The sequence below is a fragment of the Leeuwenhoekiella aestuarii genome, from assembly GCF_004104055.1.
Classification (GTDB): Bacteria; Bacteroidota; Bacteroidia; order Flavobacteriales; family Flavobacteriaceae; genus Leeuwenhoekiella; species Leeuwenhoekiella aestuarii.
In genome coordinates, this window is the sequence record NZ_QOVJ01000001.1 from 392,230 (window position 1) to 410,050 (window position 17,821).

Here is a 17,821-nt window from a genome sequence, read left to right on the forward strand (position 1 = left end):
AGAATTACTAACTCGATAAACCCCACTTCTTTTAAGAAACCCTTAGCTTCTAAATCCTTATCTTTGCAGCTTACTTTTATTTATGATTGAAGAGAATAAAATAGAATATGAAAAAACCGTATTAATCGGTTTGATTACGCAGTTTCAGGACGAAGAAAAAGCTACAGAATATCTGGATGAACTGGAGTTTCTGGCCTATACCGCAGGAGGTGAAGTTTTGAAACGCTACACTCAAAAAATGGATACGCCTAACCCGAAAACTTTTATAGGTACCGGGAAGATGGAGGAGGTACGCGCTTATGTTGACCAATACGAGGTAGGTACTGCTATTTTTGATGATGAATTGAGCCCGGCACAACAAAAAAACATTGAAAAAATACTGAAATGTAAGGTTATAGACCGTACCAACTTGATCCTTGATATCTTTGCGCAACGTGCACAGACCAGTTATGCACGTACGCAAGTAGAACTGGCGCAGTATGAATATTTATTGCCCAGACTTGCCGGTATGTGGACACACTTAGAGCGGCAACGTGGGGGGATCGGAATGCGTGGACCTGGTGAAACAGAGATCGAGACCGATAGACGTATTGTACGCGACCGCATAACCTTACTTAAAAAGAAACTTGAGAAAATAGATAAGCAACAGGCTGTACAACGCGGAAATCGTGGAGCATTAGTGCGTGTTGCACTTGTAGGGTATACCAATGTGGGCAAATCTACCTTGATGAATACCATAAGTAAAAGTGAAGTTTTTGCCGAAAACAAACTCTTCGCAACTCTGGATACTACAGTTAGAAAAGTGGTTATACGTAATCTCCCTTTTCTTTTAAGTGATACAGTAGGATTTATTAGAAAATTGCCTACACAGCTGGTAGAATCGTTTAAAAGTACTTTAGACGAGGTACGCGAGGCCGATCTACTTTTGCATGTGGTAGATATTTCGCATCCACAGTTTGAAGACCATATTGCTTCTGTAAACCAGATTATGGATGAAATAGGAGGTTCTGACAAGCCGATGCTGATGGTATTCAATAAAATTGATGCCTATACCCATAAAACCATTGATGATGATGATTTAGTAACCGAACGTACTGAAGAGCATTTTACTCTCGAAGAATGGGAGCGCACATGGATGTCTCGTATGGATGGTGATGCAATCTTTATTTCGGCATTAAACAAAGACAATATGGAAGCTTTCCGCAAAAAGGTTTATGAACGTGTGCGTGAGATTCACATTACCCGTTTCCCGTATAACAACTTTTTATATCCGGAATATGACTTGTATACCGGTGAGGAAGAATAACAAAACTTACTCCATAAAAAAAGTCCGATACTGTACAGTATCGGACTTTTTTATGATTGCAATTGGAAATCTCTTAATTAGAATGAATACGTCAATCCTAATAAATAATACGATTGTAATTGGCTGTCTAGATTATCAAAGTTAGGTTCTGTACCCACGCTACCGTTATCTACAAACTCAGCTAATTGGAAATCCAGATTTTCTTGCTTGTTTCCTCTTAAACCAAACTCAAAACCAACCCCAATATTATTGAAGAGTTTATAGTTGAATGAATTGATCCAGGTAAAGTTTGAGTAGTCACTACTCTTATAACTTTGGAAAGCTGAGAGGTTAGATTTAAAAGCTATTTTACCGATCTGACGGGTATAATCTGCAACGATCTTAGCACCTAAAGAAGATTCAAAAACTGAATCTTCGCTGCTAAAAACAAAGTTATAGTTTAAAGGGTGCACCACAACCGTAAGGTTATTTACAGGAGTCCACGTCATACCCACACCCACATCAAGATATCCCGGATCATTAAAGTTATCAAGAATCGTAGTACGGTATTCACCTAAGGTAGAAACGGCAAGCTTTTCAGATAACTTGTAACCGTATAAAGAGGTTATATTAAAAACATCTGTCGCGTTGCGGAAACTGTCGTCGTCTGTAGGATCGTCACGATCGTCAAACTTAACCCAACCCAGATTCAGATTTAATGCATTTCTCCAGAAATAGTTGTCTGCTTTCTTATTTGCGAATGCATTTACAGTGGCTCCAACTGTTGCAGAAGAAACATTAGGATTCCCTTGAGAATACCAGCTATTGAACCAGCTAAAGTTTGCGCCTACGGTACCAAAAGCACCAAATTTCCAACCTGGAAGATTATCTATTTGAGATTGTAATGATTTTACTTCTTTTTGAAGTTTTGAGATTTCGGCTTTTTTAGGAGCCATCTCTTCTTTTAATTCTTCTTCAGTTTTATCTTGAGCATATACAGAAGTTAGTGTGCATGCCATCAAGAAAATAAATAATATTTTTTTCATAGTTCTGTTCGTTGGTTTTCGGCAAAGATAATTAACCGTTATTTTTTAAACAGGCATAAACACTAAGAAAAATATGATTTATAAATTATTAGTTCGCTTTAAAAAGCGGAACAGAAGAACAAGCCTCTCCAAACATCAGGCTTTTTACTACGGGTTGTAATTTTTGAGTCAATAAAATATAGGCGTTTTGAGGTACTGGTTTATTAGAACAACCTTTAACAATCACATACTCATTTACATAACCTGACACCTCCAATTGTTGAATAACTTCAGTATATAAAACAGTCTCTAAATCAGTGAGTGAACCTACAATTATTTTTTTTGCAACAGATTGTAAATAAGTAGTTACAAGCATATAAGCCCAGGCAGGCACAATAGCATCTGTGCTGCATTGAAGCGCAACATAAGAATCCTCATAAACAGACCAGTCAAAGTTTTTTAAGCTTTCGCGAAAGTCTTTTTCACGCAAAATAAAACCTTCGGCGAGCCATTGAGCAATATCTATAGTCTCTCTCTTTCCGGCAGGATATAAATCCTCAAGATTAAAAGTTTTAAGCTTACTGTTTGCTACTCTGTTTATGATTTCTTCCATAAAAATAGATTAAAGGTTTAAAGCAGACCTAATTCTAATTTTGCTTCTTCACTCATAAGATCCTGCGTCCAGGGCGGATCAAAAGTAATCTCAACTTCACAGTCTTTTACCATATCTATGGTCTTAACCTTCTCCTCTACTTCTACAGGCAGCGTTTCTGCTACCGGGCAATTAGGAGTGGTAAGTGTCATTAAGATTTTAGTCTCATAATCTTCATTTACAAAAACATCATAAATAAGCCCAAGCTCATATATGTCTACCGGAATTTCCGGATCGTAAATGGTTTTTAGTACGCGAACTACTTTTTCGCCTAACTCTTGTGTATCTATCTCTTTTGTATCGCTCATCGTTCTAATCTTTAGTGTTTTTGTCGCTTGCTCGCTGTGTCCTTACAAACATATATATAATTCCGCCTGCCATGATCATAAAGCTTAAGAATATAAGACTTCTTGACTCATCACCTTTTGAAATTACGAATGCTGAAATAGCCGTCAGAATTGTAAAAACAGCACCAACTTCTATCATGCGTAAGGAAGAATATTTTTGGGCAAAGTCTCAAGTTATCTTGATTTTTCATAGACTTTGCTGTACGGTAACCATAAAGATGGTTGATCCTTTTTGGAGGAAACTTATACATGAAAGCTGCAACAATTAGAAATACAACACCACTTAACCCTATTGTTAAAGTGAAGCTATTTTCTAAATTCATCATTAGTTTCCGGCTTTAGCCTGATAGGCTATTGCATATAATTTAATCTGTTTAATCATACTCACCAAACCATTTGCCCGGGTTGGCGAAAGATGTTCTTTAAGACCTATTTCGTCTATAAAAGAAGTATCTGCATCCAGAATTTCCTGAGGCGGTTGCCCAGAAAAAGAACGTATTAAAATTGCAATGATCCCCTTAGTAATAATCGCATCACTGTCTGCAGTGAACTCGATTTTATCGTCTTTAAGGTCAGCATGAACCCACACCTTGCTTTGACAGCCTTTAATGATGTACTCGTCTGTCTTATACTTCTCATCAATAAGAGGCAACGATTTACCTAACTCAATCATGTATTCATAACGCTGCATCCAGTCGTCAAACATCTCAAACTCTTCAACTATCTCCTGTTGTATTTCTTGAATACTACTCATAATCATTAATCGTCTTTAGCTGTCAAAATCAGCTTATTTTCGGCATTATAAAGACTCAGTTTTCCTTTTTTAATTGAAAAGGTATTAGCCTTCAACAGTGCTTGAAAAAAATTATATTCTAAAGATGTTCCTTCAGGACACATCATTTTTGTTGAGATCGCAGGCGAAAATTTAATGCTTTCCCCACTAACTACATACGTAGAACTGTAGCTATTACAAACCCCTCTACCGTTGATTTGACCGGTATCTTCATTAAAAATAATGGTCATCTCTTTATCTGCGATAGAATCTGTTTTTACAGATTGTACAATGTATTTACCCTTGGGCCCTTGCATCTTTTTGTTAGTTGATTTACACGAACTAAAACCTACTAAACCGAATATAACCAGTGCTATTACTATTCTCATATCGCTATTATTTTGAATATGAAATTACTAGTATTCCTTGAAATACCTGCAAATCGAAAGGTTAAAATTAACTCAACATATTTTTAGCTCGCTCAACACCAGCTACTAATACATCAATCTCTTCTTTAGTATTGTAAAACGCAAACGAAGCACGCACTGTACCGGGAATCTTATAAAAATCCATAATAGGTTGTGCGCAATGGTGACCGGTACGAACGGCAACACCCAGCTTATCGAGGATCGTACCTATATCGTACGGATGAATTCCTTCTATATTAAATGAAATTACAGCTGTTTTTTCTTTAGACTCCCCGTAAATTCTAAGTCCGTCTATTGCTTTTAATTTCTCTGTAGCGTATTCTAAAAGTTCATGCTCATATGCCGCAATGTTTTCAAAGCCTATCGCATTCATATAATCTAGAGCAGCGCCAAAAGCAATACCGCCACAAATATTTGGGGTACCTGCTTCAAATTTATGCGGCAAGCCTGCGTAGGTTGTTTTTTCAAAAGTGACCTGATCGATCATCTCACCCCCACCTTGATACGGAGGCAATTGCTCCAGCCATTTCTCTTTTCCATACAGCATTCCTACTCCGGTAGGACCACACATTTTATGAGCAGAAACCACATAAAAATCAACATCAAGAGCCTGAACGTCTGCATTGATATGCGGAGCAGCTTGAGCACCATCTACTAAAACCGCACCACCCACTGCATGTGTTTTTTCAATAATAAATTCAATGGGATTTACAGTTCCTAGCGCATTACTCACGTGATTTACAAAAACTAATTTTGTTTTATCTGAAAGCAATTGTTCAAAAGCATCCATATCAAGTGTCCCGTTATCTGTCATCGGGATAACCTTAAGCACTGCACCGGTCTTTTCACAAAGCATTTGCCAAGGCACAATATTAGAATGATGCTCTAATGCTGAAACAACAACCTCATCTCCTTCCTTTAAAATTTCGGCGTAGCCCGAAGCGACAATATTAATCCCGTGCGTTGTACCTGAGGTAAAAAGGGTTTGATAGGCATTAGGGATATTGAAATGCTTTTGCAATTTAATACGAGCCTGCTCGTAAGCATCTGTAGCTTCTTGAGAAAGTGCGTGAACACCACGGTGAATATTTGCATTATAGTTAGAATAATACTCTACAATAACATCTATTACCTGTTGTGGCGTTTGCGAAGTCGCAGCATTGTCAAAGTACACCAAGGGTTTCTCATTGACCTTTCGGTTTAGAATAGGGAAATCCTTCCTTATACTCTTGACATCAAAGGTTAAAGGTGTGCTGACGCTAGCCATAAGTGAATTTTAGAAAATTTATAGAATAAGAAAACGTATGCTATAGGTCAAAACCAATATTAACGCCCAACTTATCTGCAATAAGATTAGTAATACGTGCTTTTAGCTGTGGAATTTTTACACTCTCCAGAACGTTATTAGCAAACGCATACATCAATAAAGCTCGACCTTCTTTAATACCTATACCACGAGATCGCATATAAAACAAAGCATCTTCATCAAGCTGACCAATAGTACAACCGTGAGAACAACGCACATCATCAGCAAAGATCTCTAATTGAGGTTTTGAATTGATAGAGGCTTTATCACTGATCAGGATATTGTTGTTAGATTGATACGCATTGATCTTTTGTGCAATCGCATCTACCACAACTTTACCATTGAAAACACCGGTAGATTTATCATCAAAAATACCTTTATAATCCTGATGACTCTCGCAGTTAGGCTGCTTGTGATGAACCAAGGTATTGTGATCTACGTGCTGCTTGTCTTCGATGATAGTAACACCTTTTAAAATAGAGTTGTTATGTTCCCCATTCTGATAGAAGTTAAGATTGTTACGCGTTAATTTTCCTCCAAAAGAAAAAGTATGCACCGAAACTTCACTAGATTCTTGCTGATCTATATGGGTGTTATCTATTAAAGAAGCATTTTCTTTATCGTTCTGAATTTTATAGTAATCAACTCTTGCGTGTTTTCCCGCATAGATCTCTGTAACCGAATTTGTAAACACTGCATTAGAGTTGAGGCTCTGATGACGCTCAATAACCTGTACTTCTGCATTTTCTTCAGCAACGATCAAGTTACGCGGTTGAAGCATTAAATTAGCTTCATTACCAGTAGAAAAATGAACAATCTGAATAGGTTTATTTACCGCTCTGCTTTTAGGAACATAGATGTATGCACCTTCTTTTGCAAAAGCAGTATTTAAAGCTGTAAGACTTTCTTTTTTAGCAATTTTATTGAAATACACATCAATTACCTGCTTGAACTTTGGCTTAGTAAGTGCCGAACTCAATAAACAAACATCTACACCATCGTGTGTCGTTTCAGAAAGATACGAACTGTAAACCCCGTCTATAAACACAATTTTATAGGTGTCTATATCATTTAAGAAATATTTCTTAACGTCTTTAAATTCAATAGCATCATCTGCATGAGAAACCAAACTGTAATCTGGTTTTGTCAAGCTGTTTAAAGAAGTGTATTTCCAGTTCTCATCCTTTCGGGTAGGAAAACCGTGTTCTTCAAATATTTTAATAGCTTCATCTTTGATATCGTGAATACTATTATCAAGATCTGTGTTCTCCTGAAAAGTCAGGTATGATGATAATAATTTATCTTTTAAACTCATAGTTAAATTCAATATTCAAAGTTTAAGAATTCAAGATTTACCTTGAAACTTACTTCCTTTGAGTTCTGTTTTGTTCAAATAGTTTATAAAACCAGCTATTTGTTTACTTAATTGCTCACATTTCAATGTGAGATCATCTAACAGGTTCTGCTCGATATAACCCCAATCATAAACTCTGTATAATTGCGATCTCGTTTCTCCTGCAGATCCTTTTGCAATTGATAAAAATTGCCGAAACTCTAAATTACCATTACGTTCAAAATCTTCAGCAATATTATCTATAATGCTTCCGGCCGAACTAGTAATTTGAGCTCTTAATTTGAAATTATTTTTGAGTTCTTTACTCTTAACAATTCTAATTATATCCTGCTCCAAAATCCTTGCATCAAGCCAAATTTGTAAATCTTCAAATCGCTTTATAGATGCCATAATCTTGAATTTTGAAGTTTCAAACTTGAATAAGCTTACGCTGTTAATTCAGCTTTTACCCAGTCGTAACCTTTTTCTTCTAGCTCAAGTGCTAATTCTTTACCTCCAGATTTTACTATTTTACCGTCTACAAGAACGTGTACAAAATCTGGAACAATATATTCTAGCAAGCGCTGGTAGTGTGTAATAACGATAACCGCATTGTCTTTACTGCGCAATTTGTTCACCCCATTAGAGACGATACGCAAAGCATCAATATCTAAACCGGAATCAGTCTCATCAAGTATTGCAAGCTTAGGCTCTAACATCGCCATTTGAAAAATCTCATTACGTTTTTTCTCACCACCTGAAAACCCTTCATTCAAGGAACGAGATAAGAATTTACGATCGATTTCTAAAAGCTCAGATTTCTCACGAATCATCTTCAGCATATCACTAGCAGGCATATCTTCTAAACCTTTAGCCTTACGCGTCTCATTGATCGCAGTTTTGATGAAATTAGTCACCGAAACTCCAGGAATCTCAACAGGATATTGAAACGAAAGAAAAACACCTTTGTGCGCACGCTCTTCAGCGTCTAATTCTAAAATAGATTCGTTCTCAAACAAGATGTCCCCCCCAGTCACTTCATACTCTTCTTTTCCCGCAACAACAGAAGATAACGTACTTTTACCAGAACCGTTAGGCCCCATAATAGCGTGAACTTCTCCTGCGTTTACTTTAAGATCAATCCCTTTTAAGATGTCTTTGTCTTCTATACCTGCATTCAGATTTTTTATCTCTAACATATTCTAAATTCTTTAGGCTGATTTATAATGCCTTTTTCTGATATTCTTAATTAATTATCCTACTGAACCTTCTAATGAAATTTCTAATAATTTCTGAGCTTCAACAGCAAACTCCATCGGTAGTTTGTTTAGCACTTCTTTACTAAAACCATTCACAATCAATGCGATTGCTTTTTCAGTATCTATACCACGCTGGTTACAATAGAAGATTTGATCTTCACCAATCTTACTCGTAGTAGCCTCGTGTTCTACCCGTGCTGTTTTGTTTTTAGCTTCGATATATGGAAAAGTATGCGCTCCACATTTATTACCCATTAATAACGAGTCACACTGTGAAAAATTCCGTGCGTTTTCAGCTCTGCTGTTTATCTGCACCAGACCACGGTAGCTGTTTTGAGATTGACCTGCAGAGATCCCTTTAGAGATAATCGTACTCTTAGTGTTCTTACCTATATGAATCATCTTTGTACCCGTATCTGCCTGCTGAAAGTTGTTAGTAACAGCAATCGAGTAAAATTCACCGATTGAGTTATCACCTTTCAATATACAACTAGGATATTTCCAAGTTACAGCACTACCGGTTTCAACTTGTGTCCAGGAGATTTTTGCGTTTTTCTCGCACAATCCGCGTTTAGTCACAAAGTTGTATACCCCTCCTTTACCTTGATCATTACCAGGATACCAGTTCTGTACTGTTGAATATTTAATCTCTGCATCATCTAAAGCAATCAACTCAACAACTGCTGCATGTAACTGATTTTCATCACGTGAAGGAGCTGTACACCCCTCTAAATAACTCACGTAACTACCTGCATCAGCAACTACAAGAGTTCTTTCAAACTGACCGGTACCGGCCTGATTGATTCTAAAATAAGTAGAAAGCTCCATCGGGCAGCGTACGCCTTTAGGAATGTAACAGAAAGAACCATCGCTAAAAACTGCACTATTCAAGGCAGCATAAAAGTTATCTTTCTGAGGAACCACCGAACCAATATATTTTTTTACCAGTTCAGGATGTTCTTTTATCGCTTCAGAAATAGAACAAAAAATGATTCCTTTTTCAGCAAGTGTCTTCTTAAAAGTGGTTGTTACCGAAACAGAATCCATAACCACATCAACCGCAACACCTGCAAGCTTTTTTTGCTCATCAAGAGAAATACCCAAACGTTTGAATGTGTCTAATAATTCAGGATCTACTTCATCAAGACTATCGTATTTAGGTTTCTTTGAAGGAGCAGAATAATACGAAATATTCTGAAAGTCTGGTTTTGCATAATGCACATTAGCCCACTCTGGTTCTTCCATCGTTTGCCAATGTCTGAACGCTTCAATACGCCAGTCGGTCATCCATTCCGGTTCTCCTTTCTTTAAAGATATTGCTCGCACAACATCTTCGTTCAACCCATTAGGAAACGTTTCAGATTCAATATCTGTGTAGAATCCGTATTTATATTCTTTGGTCGCTAACTCTTTTTCTAAATCGTCTTCTGTATACGCCATATACTTTATCTAAGCTGTTTGTTACAAACAGTAATTATCATTATTATAGTGAAAAACTTTCTCCACAACCGCAGGTGCGTTGTGCATTGGGGTTGTTAAAGACAAAACCTTTACCATTTAACCCCCCACTGTATTCTAGAACAGTGCCTATCAGATAGAGAAAACTACGCTTATCAACAATCAGTTTGATATCATTATCTTCAAACAATTTATCTTCTTCCTGAAGACTTTTATCAAACTTTAGCTCATAAGACAAACCACTGCAACCGCCACTCTTTACTCCCACTCTAACGTAGTCTACGGCAGCATCATAACCCTCCTCGCTCATCAGGCCGGCTATTTTCTTTTTTGCGTCTTCGCTTACTTTAATCATATCACTTCTTAATTGGTGCAAATATACCATTTAAGTAGGGTTTTACCATACAACCTTACATTAAACTATCTTATAAAATAATAAAGGAATTATATCATAAACTCTATTTACTATTTCTTTTAACTATAATTGTTTCAGTCGAGAATTCAAAGTTCAGGCGACTGCTGATACGAGCTCTGTTTTACAAAGATTTTTGTTTTAAAAACAGTCTTGAATATCGGGTTTCGTTTATTCCATTTAACTTTGCAGCCAAAAGCAAGGCTATTATGTTTGACAATAAAGATCAATCCCGAACTTCATTAAGCGACTTGGGTGAATTTGGACTTATAAATCATCTGACTCAGAATTTTACCATACGCCAAAACAGTACCGTAAAAGGTATTGGCGACGACGCTGCAATTGTAAACACCGAAGGTAAACAACTGGTAGTTACAACAGATCTCTTAGTTGAAGGTGTACATTTTGACCTCAGCTTTATGCCTTTAAAACATCTGGGGTACAAAGCGGTAATGGTAAATCTTTCTGATGTGTATGCGATGAATGCTGAAGCAACACAAATTACCGTTTCTATTGCTGTCTCTAACCGCTTCCCTCTTGAAGCGCTTGAGGAGTTATATGCAGGGATTGAATTGGCTTGCTCTATCTATAATGTTGACTTAATAGGTGGCGATACCACTTCAAGCACAAAAGGTTTATTAATTAGCGTTACTGCTTTAGGCACTGCAGAGCCGGAAGCTCTTGTAAAACGTGATGGCGCAAAAGATGGAGATCTTCTGGTAGTATCTGGAGACCTTGGTGCATCTTATATGGGACTTCAAGTCTTAGAACGTGAGAAACAAGTTTACAAAGTAAATCCCAATGCGCAGCCGGACTTAGAGCCATATTCTTATATCATAGAACGTCAACTAAAGCCTGAAGCCCGAAAAGACATTGTAGAATTGCTTAAAAAGATGGAGGTCAAACCTACTTCAATGATTGACATCAGCGATGGTTTATCATCAGAAATCATACACCTTTGCAAAAGCTCTAAAACAGGGGTTCGTTTATATGAAGATAAAATTCCATTAGATCCCCAACTTATAAATGTCTGTGAGGAATTTGAAATTGATAGCACAACAGTCGCTTTGAGTGGCGGTGAAGATTATGAATTATTATTCACAATCAATCAGGATGATTATGAGAAAGTAAAAGGAAATCCACATTTGACTGTGATTGGTCATATCACACCAGAAAGTGATGGCATGAATTTGATTACAAGAGCAAATACCTCGATACCTATTGTAGCCAGAGGATGGAATGCTTTACAAGATGAGGAATAAAAAAGATAATTAAGCCGATTGACGTCTAGTATTCTTAAAAATATAGAATTTCTCCATCACTTCATTGATACGTCTCAATTTTGGAGTTAAGGTTTCTAGTTCACCATAGTCGTTTTCTGTAAACTGCTTTTTGCAATGTGAACATTCGTATTCTTTTTTATTTGTCTGATAAGAACGTAGAACAGTGTATTTGTGTCCAAATAATTTGCAGTGTAATCTTTTAAAAGGGTTTCTCGTTTGGGCTTCGATACTCATGGGGTAGGGCATTTTATGAAGTTAGCATCCCAAATTTAACAAAACAAAACGTTAAAAAGACATTTTTAAACGTTTAAATACCTGCGCGAACCCAAAATCACACATGTTTTCAATTTAGGTTGTATATATTGAGAATCTTTCAGGTATAAAAGCTTATAATCAGAAATTTACAATCAATACAGCATTAGTTCTACTTTATTAGTTCTACTTTAAAAATTCAACAAAAAAGCTGAAACAGCGTCAAAATTCTCGATGTTAAGCATGTGTCCACCAGATAAAACGTTTATTTCGACATCAGAACGATCAAATTTTTCCAGCATTTGTTCAGCAGATATCAAAGTATCCTGAGCTCCTAAAAGCATCCACTTTTTAAAGCGGGCTTGTTTCCAAAGCAAGGTATTATCTGAGCGTAAAGCCATTCCGTTTTGACAAGCTACATATCCTGCTAGAGGAGTTTTCAACGCCTCTTTTTTAGTGTACGAAATTTCCTCTTTCAATTTTCCTCTCAACTCCTCTGAAAAAAGATTTGCCACAGACATAGAGATCATCGCCTTATAATTCTTTTGAGCAACAGCTATTCCGTGTTGTCTCAATTCCTTGCGAGCTTCAGTATCAGCTTCGGGAGTAGAATTTAAAAGGCATATACCCGCTGTTTTCTCAGGAAACAAAGCTGCATATGCAAGTGCTACGTAGCCCCCCATAGAATGTCCTACAAATTTCACTTGATTTACACCAAGATCATCAAAGAGTTGATTAAGCGACACAGCCATCTTGCTCATTGTGTTATCACCGGGTAAGACATTGCTATTACCGTGACCTGGGAGATCAACAAGTATAATGTGATTTTTAATTGACAATTTTTCAACAAACGGCAACCACATTTTACGATTCTCTAAAAATCCATGCAGGAGACAAAGGGCATCTCCACTCCCAAATTCCTCATAAAATAGACTGCTTTGCACTTTAGTTGGCTTCATTTTATTTTATCTTTCGGGTGGAAAGTTACATCGTGTATGGGGTTTAAAAAAGAAACACTAATTACTGGTTTCGCTATATTTTCACTTTTTTTTGGAGCAGGTAATTTAATCCTGCCTCCATTACTGGGCTACAATTCTGGTGATCAGTGGTCTTTGGTCGCATTAGGTTTTGTTATTTCCGCAGTATTTATTCCAATTTTAGGAATTTTTGCCCACGCACGTTTACAGGGCACGATGCTAGACTTCGCATCTAAAGTGCATCCTAAATTCAGCCTTGTATTTTGCATATTGATCTATCTGGTCGCTATAACATTACCGGGGCCTCGTACCGCATCATTAACTTATGAGATGGCACTTCAACCATATTTTACGTTAAGCTCCCTTACATTGAGCTCAATTTATTTTGGTCTGGTTTTATTATTTACACTCAACCGCTCAAAAATCTTAGATCTCCTAGGCAAATATTTGACTCCGCTTTTACTCATTATTCTTATAACTATAATTGGTATTGCTTGTTTTGCTGAATTACCACAGGCTACTACCAGTTCGATAACAAATCCGATAAGGTCTGGAATCTTAGAAGGCTATCAAACTTTTGATGCGATAGGCGCAATAGTCATAGGCGCTGTAATCGTTATTTCCCTGAAAATCAGTAATAAAGAAGATTTTAATACCAAAAAAAAAATTTTAAAACGAGCTGCTATTTTAGCAGGAATGGGTCTATTTAGCATTTACACAGGCCTTATTTATATAGGTTCCTTGTACCGAAATAGCATAGAAAATCCATCTCGCACTGACCTGCTTTCTTTTTTAAGCTATGAGACTTTGGGAAGTGGCGGCCGCTTAATTTTGGCTTTTTTAGTAAGTATCGCCTGCTTTACTACGGCGGTAGGAATCGTTACCGGAACAGCAGATTTTGTAAAGGGTCTTTTTAAAAATTCTCAAAAAGCTTATGTCATTACGGTTATTTTAGGCTGTTTAATTGGTGTTGTAATAGGGCAAACCGGTGTCGCTTATATTATAGAGATCGCAGTGCCGGCACTAAATTTCATCTATCCATTAGTTATTGTTTTAATAGTGCTGAATGCCTTACCAGAAAAATATACTTCCCAAAAGATATTTAGAATCGTTGTCTTAATTACTATAATTTTTAGCATTCCAGATTTTTTAAAAAGCCTGAATATTTTGAGTCTTGAAAACACAAAACAACTGATCCCTCTGGCAGAATATGGCATCACCTGGTTTGTTCCCACAATTCTTTCTTATGGTATTGCGCGTATAGTTGAGCATTTTACAAGTAAAGCACAACCATTAAATCCAGAAGACTAATGGCAAAAAAAGGAACTCCAAAAAACGGAAAAAATAAGGCAAAGCACACCAAGCTTCTCAAGCAAAAAAAAGAAAAATTACGTAAAGAAAAAGAAGCAAGAGTTGCAAAACTCAAAGCGATTATCAATGCGTCTAAATCTGATAAAGAGTAAGCAAAAGCTTATTCTTGATAACGTACTCAAAATTCATCATGAAAGCAACACCAACTTTAATTTGTATTCCAGACATTAGTGGGTTTACTCAATTTATGCGCGAAGCAAACTTTGAATTGACTTCTCAGGTCATTCCTGCTTTATTAAATGAAATAATTTATGCCAACACCCTAGACCTTAAAGTCTCAGAAATAGAAGGTGATGCTGTTTTATTTTTTAGAAAAGGAGAATTGCCTGATCTCGCTTCACTTATAGAGCAATGCAAAATATTTTATACAGATTTTTACAAACGTATTTTAAAACTGCACAAAAAACATCAATCTGAAGAAGACGCTATTACAATACCAGAAATTTTAGGCCTTAAGATCATTTTGCATTATGGTGAAGAGATCGCAATGGTACCCATAGGCAATCGAATCAAACTCATGGGTGAAGATGTTATAACTGCACACCGGCTTTTAAAAAATAACATTAAAATCGATGAGTATATTCTAATCTCAGAACAACTCTTTGAGCATTTTCCTGAAGAGGCGTTCAAAAAATATTGCGACTGGGCGCCATTAGAGAAACAGTCTATAGAAGTTGAACATCTGGGAACACTTAATTATCGCTATATTGATTTAAATCCGTTAAAAAATATCAAGTAGTATATTCTACAGAATGAATTTTTAGATGTTTTAAATTTTCACCAAGATTTATTTCTGCAGTTTCTCCCGTTTCTTTTCCCATTAAGACTTTAGCTATGGGAGCTGTAAATGCAATTTTTTGCTTTTTGACATCTGCTTCATCCACTCCCACAATGGTTATCTTTTTAAGATTAGGATCTCCATCAATAGTATAAGTAACCTTTGCGCCAAAACGCACTTCTTCGGCATGCACGTTACTTAAAATACGCGCAGAATTTATTCGATCTACTAAAAGATTTAATCTCCCATTTAAAACGGCTAATGTTCTTCTGTGTTCCCGCTCATCAGGTTCATCAAGACTAGCAATCCTCTGCTCTAAACTTTCCTTTTCAGCTTTAAGCTCTTTAAATCCATCAGGGGTAACATAATTTACCACTCCTGCAGGCAATGCAGCACGTGGGGGTATGATAGGTGTTTCTTCCTGATCATCTTCTTTTACAAATCCTCTACTCATAGCTTGTTATATAGAAAAATAATGTAATGCATTACTTCTAAGAAGTCCCTAAAAAATATTTAAATTATTTAAAAGACCCTTATCAAAATAGAATAAGGTATTGTTTTCAAACAAACCTTAAATTTTAACTAAGAAATTTTAAACAGAACCCTATTTTTGCGGCGTAAATTATCTAGTGATAAATCAACAGGATAATAGTTCAAAACAAGTTTAAATTTCGGTGTTAAACCCGAAGCATTTAATTCTCCAGTGAAAAACCTAGTAATCATTTTTGCATTTCTTATGGTCCTGCGCCCTGCATTTCCATTTTTAGAATATGCTTTTGATTACGAATACATAAGTACTGTTCTTTGTGAAAACAAAGATGTCCCTAAGCTCAATTGCAATGGGAAATGTTACCTTATGAAAGCTCTTGCTGAAGCTTCAGAAAAAGAGTCTACTCAAAAAAAGAAAAGCAACACAGCAAACGTAGAGCTCCTTCCTTTTATACTTACTACAAGTGATTTTACGGTTCCTGTAAAATTTGTAGAAACTACATTTGTTCCGTTCTCATTTGCTTCAAAATTCATAAACAGAGAAACCTCACAAAGCCTCTTACGTCCACCCATCGCTTAGTTTAGACATATCTTTTTATAAACTAAACTTTTAAGCAATGAACATTTTTAAAAAATGTCTCGTGGTGTTTGCATGTATCACACTATCCGCAAGTATGATTTCTTGCGATGACAATGCAGAACTACGTGACCAATACAACTCTTTATTTACTGAAGTAATAGCTATTCACGATGAGCTTATGCCAGAAATGGGAAAACTCACCGAACTACAGGAACAACTTCAAGCCCAAGATTCGATAACTTCTGCTCAGCAAGAGGCCTTAGATAAGCTTAAGGAATCAGATAACAGAATGATGTCATGGATGCACGATTTTACAGACACCTATGTAAAAGACCGCACGCCGGTTGCTAAAATGACTGCTGCAGAACTTCAGGAAAACATTAAAGGTTTAAAAACCGAACTTGAAGAAGTTAAAGAACTGCGCGATTTTACAAATGAAAGCATAGCATCAGCTCAAAAAAACCTTAAATAAATCAATCTGTTGAAGTTTTTCTGGCCTCTTTTTGCTGCCTTTATCTTGCTGCAGCCTGCTTTACCCATACTCAACTATGTATTCAATTACGATTACATAGTAGACGAGTTGTGCGTAAACCGGGACCGCCCAGAGCTTAATTGCAAGGGTCGCTGCTATCTTATGCAGGCACTTGCCGATGAAGCTTCAAAGAAAAAAGATGCCCAGGAGCGGGGAGCAAAAAACAATCTTCAGCTAACAATTACCTACTTTTTAGAGTATACTACTGCCTGGGATTTTAAATTTCTAAAACCCAGACCCAAAAATAAAGTAGAAGACCGCTACAATCGTACGGTGACTTCAGGTCATACGAATCAGATCTTAAGACCGCCCATTTTCAGCTAATTATACAGAAAAGCCACAGCATTTGATTTTCAAAATTGAATGTCAAAAACCGCTGTGCAAATAGTTCAGGCAAACGCCTGACACATCCCGTATGGGAAAAAATTAAATTCTAATAATTACTGAAATGACAACATTAAAAAGATTTCAATATTTGATTTTAGCCGCCGGGCTAACGCTTACTTCGTGTTCATCAGACGATGATGCTACTCAAAACCTAACAGGAGATAACAACCTTAGGATAGAATTTGACAACAGTGTAAATGGTGATGATTTACTTTTAGATAGTTCAACCTACACAAACAGCAATAGCGAGGTACTCACCATAAACCGATTCAATTATATTGTGAGCAATTTTGTTTTAATCGATACTGAAGGAAACGAGTTTACTTATCCTAAAGACGACAGTTACTTTATTATTAGTGAAGAAGCAGATTTAAGCGAAGTAACGTTAACTAATATTCCTGCCGGAGATTATGTTGCGGTACGTTTTGGTTTAGGTGTTGATCAAGAAAAATACCTGCAAGGTGCAGAAGGTCAGGGAGATTTACTTCAGTTGGCTGAAGAAACAGACATGATGTGGTCTTGGCTTGCCGGCTATAAATTTTTAAACTTTGAAGGCTCCTTTACGTCTCCTACAGTATCAGAAGCAACAGACTTTAAAATACACATGGGAAGCCATGGCAGTAGTTTAGACAACTACAAAGAGTTTACTTTAGAATTGCCTACCAATGCTTTAGTAAGTTCAAACTTGAGCCCTATCGTACACCTAGCAGTTGATGCCAATCAAATACTTGACGGTAACACTAAAATTTTACTGTCTGAGAAAGCAGTTGTGATGGTTGATGAAGTTAAAAGCCCGCAAATTGCCACCAATGCTGCAGCTATGTTTCGTGTAGATCACGTGCACAATGGTGAGAATATTGAGCATTAATTAATACTAAGCTGCAGCATTATAAAT

23 protein-coding genes are annotated in these 17,821 nt (G+C 36.7%); 9 read left to right on the plus strand and 14 right to left on the minus strand.

The features are described 5' to 3' along the window. The first annotated feature begins 82 nt into the window (after window positions 1–82). Entirely contained in the window at window positions 83–1,306 is a 1,224-nt protein-coding gene (gene hflX, locus DSM03_RS01740) for a GTPase HflX (protein WP_128761649.1), read from the plus strand. 77 nt (window positions 1,307–1,383) lie between these two features. Here the strand turns inward: hflX and DSM03_RS01745 are convergent, their stop codons facing one another. The 11 genes from DSM03_RS01745 to DSM03_RS01795 all read right to left on the minus strand — a co-directional run bounded on the left by DSM03_RS01745 (window position 1,384) and on the right by DSM03_RS01795 (window position 10,220). Continuing rightward, window positions 1,384–2,331, minus strand: coding sequence for a DUF3078 domain-containing protein (locus DSM03_RS01745; RefSeq protein ID WP_128761650.1), 948 nt, complete (start codon window positions 2,329–2,331; stop codon window positions 1,384–1,386). An 88-nt stretch (window positions 2,332–2,419) separates the two neighbouring features. Continuing rightward, on the minus strand, window positions 2,420–2,923 hold the full coding sequence (locus DSM03_RS01750; protein WP_128761651.1) for a DUF2480 family protein: 504 nt from the start codon (window positions 2,921–2,923) through the stop codon (window positions 2,420–2,422). A gap of 17 nt (window positions 2,924–2,940) precedes the next feature. Beyond that, a complete protein-coding gene (locus DSM03_RS01755; RefSeq protein WP_073099325.1) occupies window positions 2,941–3,270 on the minus strand; it encodes a DUF59 domain-containing protein in 330 nt (109 codons plus the stop codon). A 364-nt stretch (window positions 3,271–3,634) separates the two neighbouring features. Further along, the gene (locus DSM03_RS01760; protein WP_128761652.1) at window positions 3,635–4,063 is read right to left on the minus strand and encodes a SufE family protein; all 429 of its coding nucleotides are present in this window, start codon (window positions 4,061–4,063) and stop codon (window positions 3,635–3,637) included. Between the two features lie 5 nt (window positions 4,064–4,068). Next, window positions 4,069–4,470 (minus strand): META domain-containing protein, encoded by a 402-nt coding sequence (locus DSM03_RS01765; RefSeq protein ID WP_128761653.1) that lies wholly within the window; start codon window positions 4,468–4,470, stop codon window positions 4,069–4,071. A gap of 67 nt (window positions 4,471–4,537) precedes the next feature. After that, window positions 4,538–5,776, minus strand: a complete 1,239-nt coding sequence (locus DSM03_RS01770; RefSeq protein ID WP_128761654.1) for an aminotransferase class V-fold PLP-dependent enzyme — start codon at window positions 5,774–5,776, stop codon at window positions 4,538–4,540. Between the two features lie 40 nt (window positions 5,777–5,816). Continuing rightward, entirely contained in the window at window positions 5,817–7,130 is a 1,314-nt protein-coding gene (gene sufD / locus DSM03_RS01775) for a Fe-S cluster assembly protein SufD (protein ID WP_128761655.1), read from the minus strand. A 30-nt stretch (window positions 7,131–7,160) separates the two neighbouring features. Continuing rightward, entirely contained in the window at window positions 7,161–7,559 is a 399-nt protein-coding gene (locus DSM03_RS01780) for a four helix bundle protein (protein WP_128761656.1), read from the minus strand. Window positions 7,560–7,594: 35 nt separating this feature from the next. After that, window positions 7,595–8,347 (minus strand): Fe-S cluster assembly ATPase SufC, encoded by a 753-nt coding sequence (gene sufC / locus DSM03_RS01785; RefSeq protein ID WP_128761657.1) that lies wholly within the window; start codon window positions 8,345–8,347, stop codon window positions 7,595–7,597. A 54-nt stretch (window positions 8,348–8,401) separates the two neighbouring features. Beyond that, a complete protein-coding gene (gene sufB, locus DSM03_RS01790) occupies window positions 8,402–9,847 on the minus strand; it encodes a Fe-S cluster assembly protein SufB (protein ID WP_128761658.1) in 1,446 nt (481 codons plus the stop codon). A 43-nt stretch (window positions 9,848–9,890) separates the two neighbouring features. Next, window positions 9,891–10,220, minus strand: coding sequence for a HesB/IscA family protein (locus DSM03_RS01795; protein WP_128761811.1), 330 nt, complete (start codon window positions 10,218–10,220; stop codon window positions 9,891–9,893). Between the two features lie 266 nt (window positions 10,221–10,486). Here DSM03_RS01795 and thiL point away from each other — a divergent pair, with 266 nt between their 5' ends. After that, on the plus strand, window positions 10,487–11,539 hold the full coding sequence (thiL, locus tag DSM03_RS01800) for a thiamine-phosphate kinase (protein ID WP_128761659.1): 1,053 nt from the start codon (window positions 10,487–10,489) through the stop codon (window positions 11,537–11,539). A gap of 9 nt (window positions 11,540–11,548) precedes the next feature. Here the strand turns inward: thiL and DSM03_RS01805 are convergent, their stop codons facing one another. Both DSM03_RS01805 and DSM03_RS01810 read right to left on the minus strand, forming a co-directional pair. Further along, window positions 11,549–11,794 (minus strand): DUF1660 family phage protein, encoded by a 246-nt coding sequence (locus tag DSM03_RS01805; protein ID WP_128761660.1) that lies wholly within the window; start codon window positions 11,792–11,794, stop codon window positions 11,549–11,551. A 209-nt stretch (window positions 11,795–12,003) separates the two neighbouring features. Continuing rightward, complete coding sequence (locus DSM03_RS01810; RefSeq protein WP_128761661.1) at window positions 12,004–12,771, minus strand: alpha/beta fold hydrolase; 768 nt, start codon at window positions 12,769–12,771, stop codon at window positions 12,004–12,006. A 36-nt stretch (window positions 12,772–12,807) separates the two neighbouring features. On the opposite strand from DSM03_RS01810, the gene brnQ reads away from it, so the two are divergent. The 3 genes from brnQ to DSM03_RS01820 are packed head-to-tail and all read left to right on the plus strand — an operon-like array spanning window position 12,808 to window position 14,899. After that, window positions 12,808–14,100 (plus strand): branched-chain amino acid transport system II carrier protein, encoded by a 1,293-nt coding sequence (brnQ, locus tag DSM03_RS01815; protein ID WP_128761662.1) that lies wholly within the window; start codon window positions 12,808–12,810, stop codon window positions 14,098–14,100. Further along, the gene (locus DSM03_RS19020; protein WP_201740394.1) at window positions 14,100–14,252 is read left to right on the plus strand and encodes a hypothetical protein; all 153 of its coding nucleotides are present in this window, start codon (window positions 14,100–14,102) and stop codon (window positions 14,250–14,252) included. The genes brnQ and DSM03_RS19020 overlap by 1 nt, the downstream gene beginning before the upstream one ends. Window positions 14,253–14,290: 38 nt before the next feature. Further along, window positions 14,291–14,899, plus strand: a complete 609-nt coding sequence (locus tag DSM03_RS01820) for a DUF2652 domain-containing protein (protein ID WP_128761663.1) — start codon at window positions 14,291–14,293, stop codon at window positions 14,897–14,899. On the opposite strand, the gene DSM03_RS01825 is transcribed toward DSM03_RS01820, so the two are convergent. After that, the gene (locus tag DSM03_RS01825; RefSeq protein ID WP_128761664.1) at window positions 14,892–15,392 is read right to left on the minus strand and encodes a GreA/GreB family elongation factor; all 501 of its coding nucleotides are present in this window, start codon (window positions 15,390–15,392) and stop codon (window positions 14,892–14,894) included. The two genes, DSM03_RS01820 and DSM03_RS01825, sit on opposite strands and share 8 nt — an antisense overlap. Before the next feature lie 249 nt (window positions 15,393–15,641). On the opposite strand from DSM03_RS01825, the gene DSM03_RS01830 reads away from it, so the two are divergent. The 4 genes from DSM03_RS01830 to DSM03_RS01845 all read left to right on the plus strand — a co-directional run bounded on the left by DSM03_RS01830 (window position 15,642) and on the right by DSM03_RS01845 (window position 17,794). Continuing rightward, the gene (locus tag DSM03_RS01830; RefSeq protein WP_128761665.1) at window positions 15,642–16,007 is read left to right on the plus strand and encodes a hypothetical protein; all 366 of its coding nucleotides are present in this window, start codon (window positions 15,642–15,644) and stop codon (window positions 16,005–16,007) included. Window positions 16,008–16,044: 37 nt separating this feature from the next. Then, on the plus strand, window positions 16,045–16,479 hold the full coding sequence (locus DSM03_RS01835; protein WP_128761666.1) for a hypothetical protein: 435 nt from the start codon (window positions 16,045–16,047) through the stop codon (window positions 16,477–16,479). 9 nt (window positions 16,480–16,488) lie between these two features. Next, entirely contained in the window at window positions 16,489–16,863 is a 375-nt protein-coding gene (locus tag DSM03_RS01840) for a hypothetical protein (protein ID WP_128761667.1), read from the plus strand. Between the two features lie 124 nt (window positions 16,864–16,987). Continuing rightward, a complete protein-coding gene (locus tag DSM03_RS01845; protein WP_128761668.1) occupies window positions 16,988–17,794 on the plus strand; it encodes an MbnP family protein in 807 nt (268 codons plus the stop codon). Window positions 17,795–17,821: the final 27 nt, after the last annotated feature.

What these genes read in the sequence shown, in the direction of transcription:
- hflX (WP_128761649.1), top strand. Translation starts at nt 83, where the DNA reads ATGATTGAAGAGAATAAAATAGAATATGAAAAAACCGTATTAATCGGT.
- DSM03_RS01745 (WP_128761650.1), bottom strand. Translation starts at nt 2,331, where the DNA reads ATGAAAAAAATATTATTTATTTTCTTGATGGCATGCACACTAACTTCT.
- DSM03_RS01750 (WP_128761651.1), bottom strand. Translation starts at nt 2,923, where the DNA reads ATGGAAGAAATCATAAACAGAGTAGCAAACAGTAAGCTTAAAACTTTT.
- DSM03_RS01755 (WP_073099325.1), bottom strand. Translation starts at nt 3,270, where the DNA reads ATGAGCGATACAAAAGAGATAGATACACAAGAGTTAGGCGAAAAAGTA.
- DSM03_RS01760 (WP_128761652.1), bottom strand. Translation starts at nt 4,063, where the DNA reads ATGAGTAGTATTCAAGAAATACAACAGGAGATAGTTGAAGAGTTTGAG.
- DSM03_RS01765 (WP_128761653.1), bottom strand. Translation starts at nt 4,470, where the DNA reads ATGAGAATAGTAATAGCACTGGTTATATTCGGTTTAGTAGGTTTTAGT.
- DSM03_RS01770 (WP_128761654.1), bottom strand. Translation starts at nt 5,776, where the DNA reads ATGGCTAGCGTCAGCACACCTTTAACCTTTGATGTCAAGAGTATAAGG.
- sufD (WP_128761655.1), bottom strand. Translation starts at nt 7,130, where the DNA reads ATGAGTTTAAAAGATAAATTATTATCATCATACCTGACTTTTCAGGAG.
- DSM03_RS01780 (WP_128761656.1), bottom strand. Translation starts at nt 7,559, where the DNA reads ATGGCATCTATAAAGCGATTTGAAGATTTACAAATTTGGCTTGATGCA.
- sufC (WP_128761657.1), bottom strand. Translation starts at nt 8,347, where the DNA reads ATGTTAGAGATAAAAAATCTGAATGCAGGTATAGAAGACAAAGACATC.
- sufB (WP_128761658.1), bottom strand. Translation starts at nt 9,847, where the DNA reads ATGGCGTATACAGAAGACGATTTAGAAAAAGAGTTAGCGACCAAAGAA.
- DSM03_RS01795 (WP_128761811.1), bottom strand. Translation starts at nt 10,220, where the DNA reads ATGATTAAAGTAAGCGAAGACGCAAAAAAGAAAATAGCCGGCCTGATG.
- thiL (WP_128761659.1), top strand. Translation starts at nt 10,487, where the DNA reads ATGTTTGACAATAAAGATCAATCCCGAACTTCATTAAGCGACTTGGGT.
- DSM03_RS01805 (WP_128761660.1), bottom strand. Translation starts at nt 11,794, where the DNA reads ATGAGTATCGAAGCCCAAACGAGAAACCCTTTTAAAAGATTACACTGC.
- DSM03_RS01810 (WP_128761661.1), bottom strand. Translation starts at nt 12,771, where the DNA reads ATGAAGCCAACTAAAGTGCAAAGCAGTCTATTTTATGAGGAATTTGGG.
- brnQ (WP_128761662.1), top strand. Translation starts at nt 12,808, where the DNA reads ATGGGGTTTAAAAAAGAAACACTAATTACTGGTTTCGCTATATTTTCA.
- DSM03_RS19020 (WP_201740394.1), top strand. Translation starts at nt 14,100, where the DNA reads ATGGCAAAAAAAGGAACTCCAAAAAACGGAAAAAATAAGGCAAAGCAC.
- DSM03_RS01820 (WP_128761663.1), top strand. Translation starts at nt 14,291, where the DNA reads ATGAAAGCAACACCAACTTTAATTTGTATTCCAGACATTAGTGGGTTT.
- DSM03_RS01825 (WP_128761664.1), bottom strand. Translation starts at nt 15,392, where the DNA reads ATGAGTAGAGGATTTGTAAAAGAAGATGATCAGGAAGAAACACCTATC.
- DSM03_RS01835 (WP_128761666.1), top strand. Translation starts at nt 16,045, where the DNA reads ATGAACATTTTTAAAAAATGTCTCGTGGTGTTTGCATGTATCACACTA.
- DSM03_RS01845 (WP_128761668.1), top strand. Translation starts at nt 16,988, where the DNA reads ATGACAACATTAAAAAGATTTCAATATTTGATTTTAGCCGCCGGGCTA.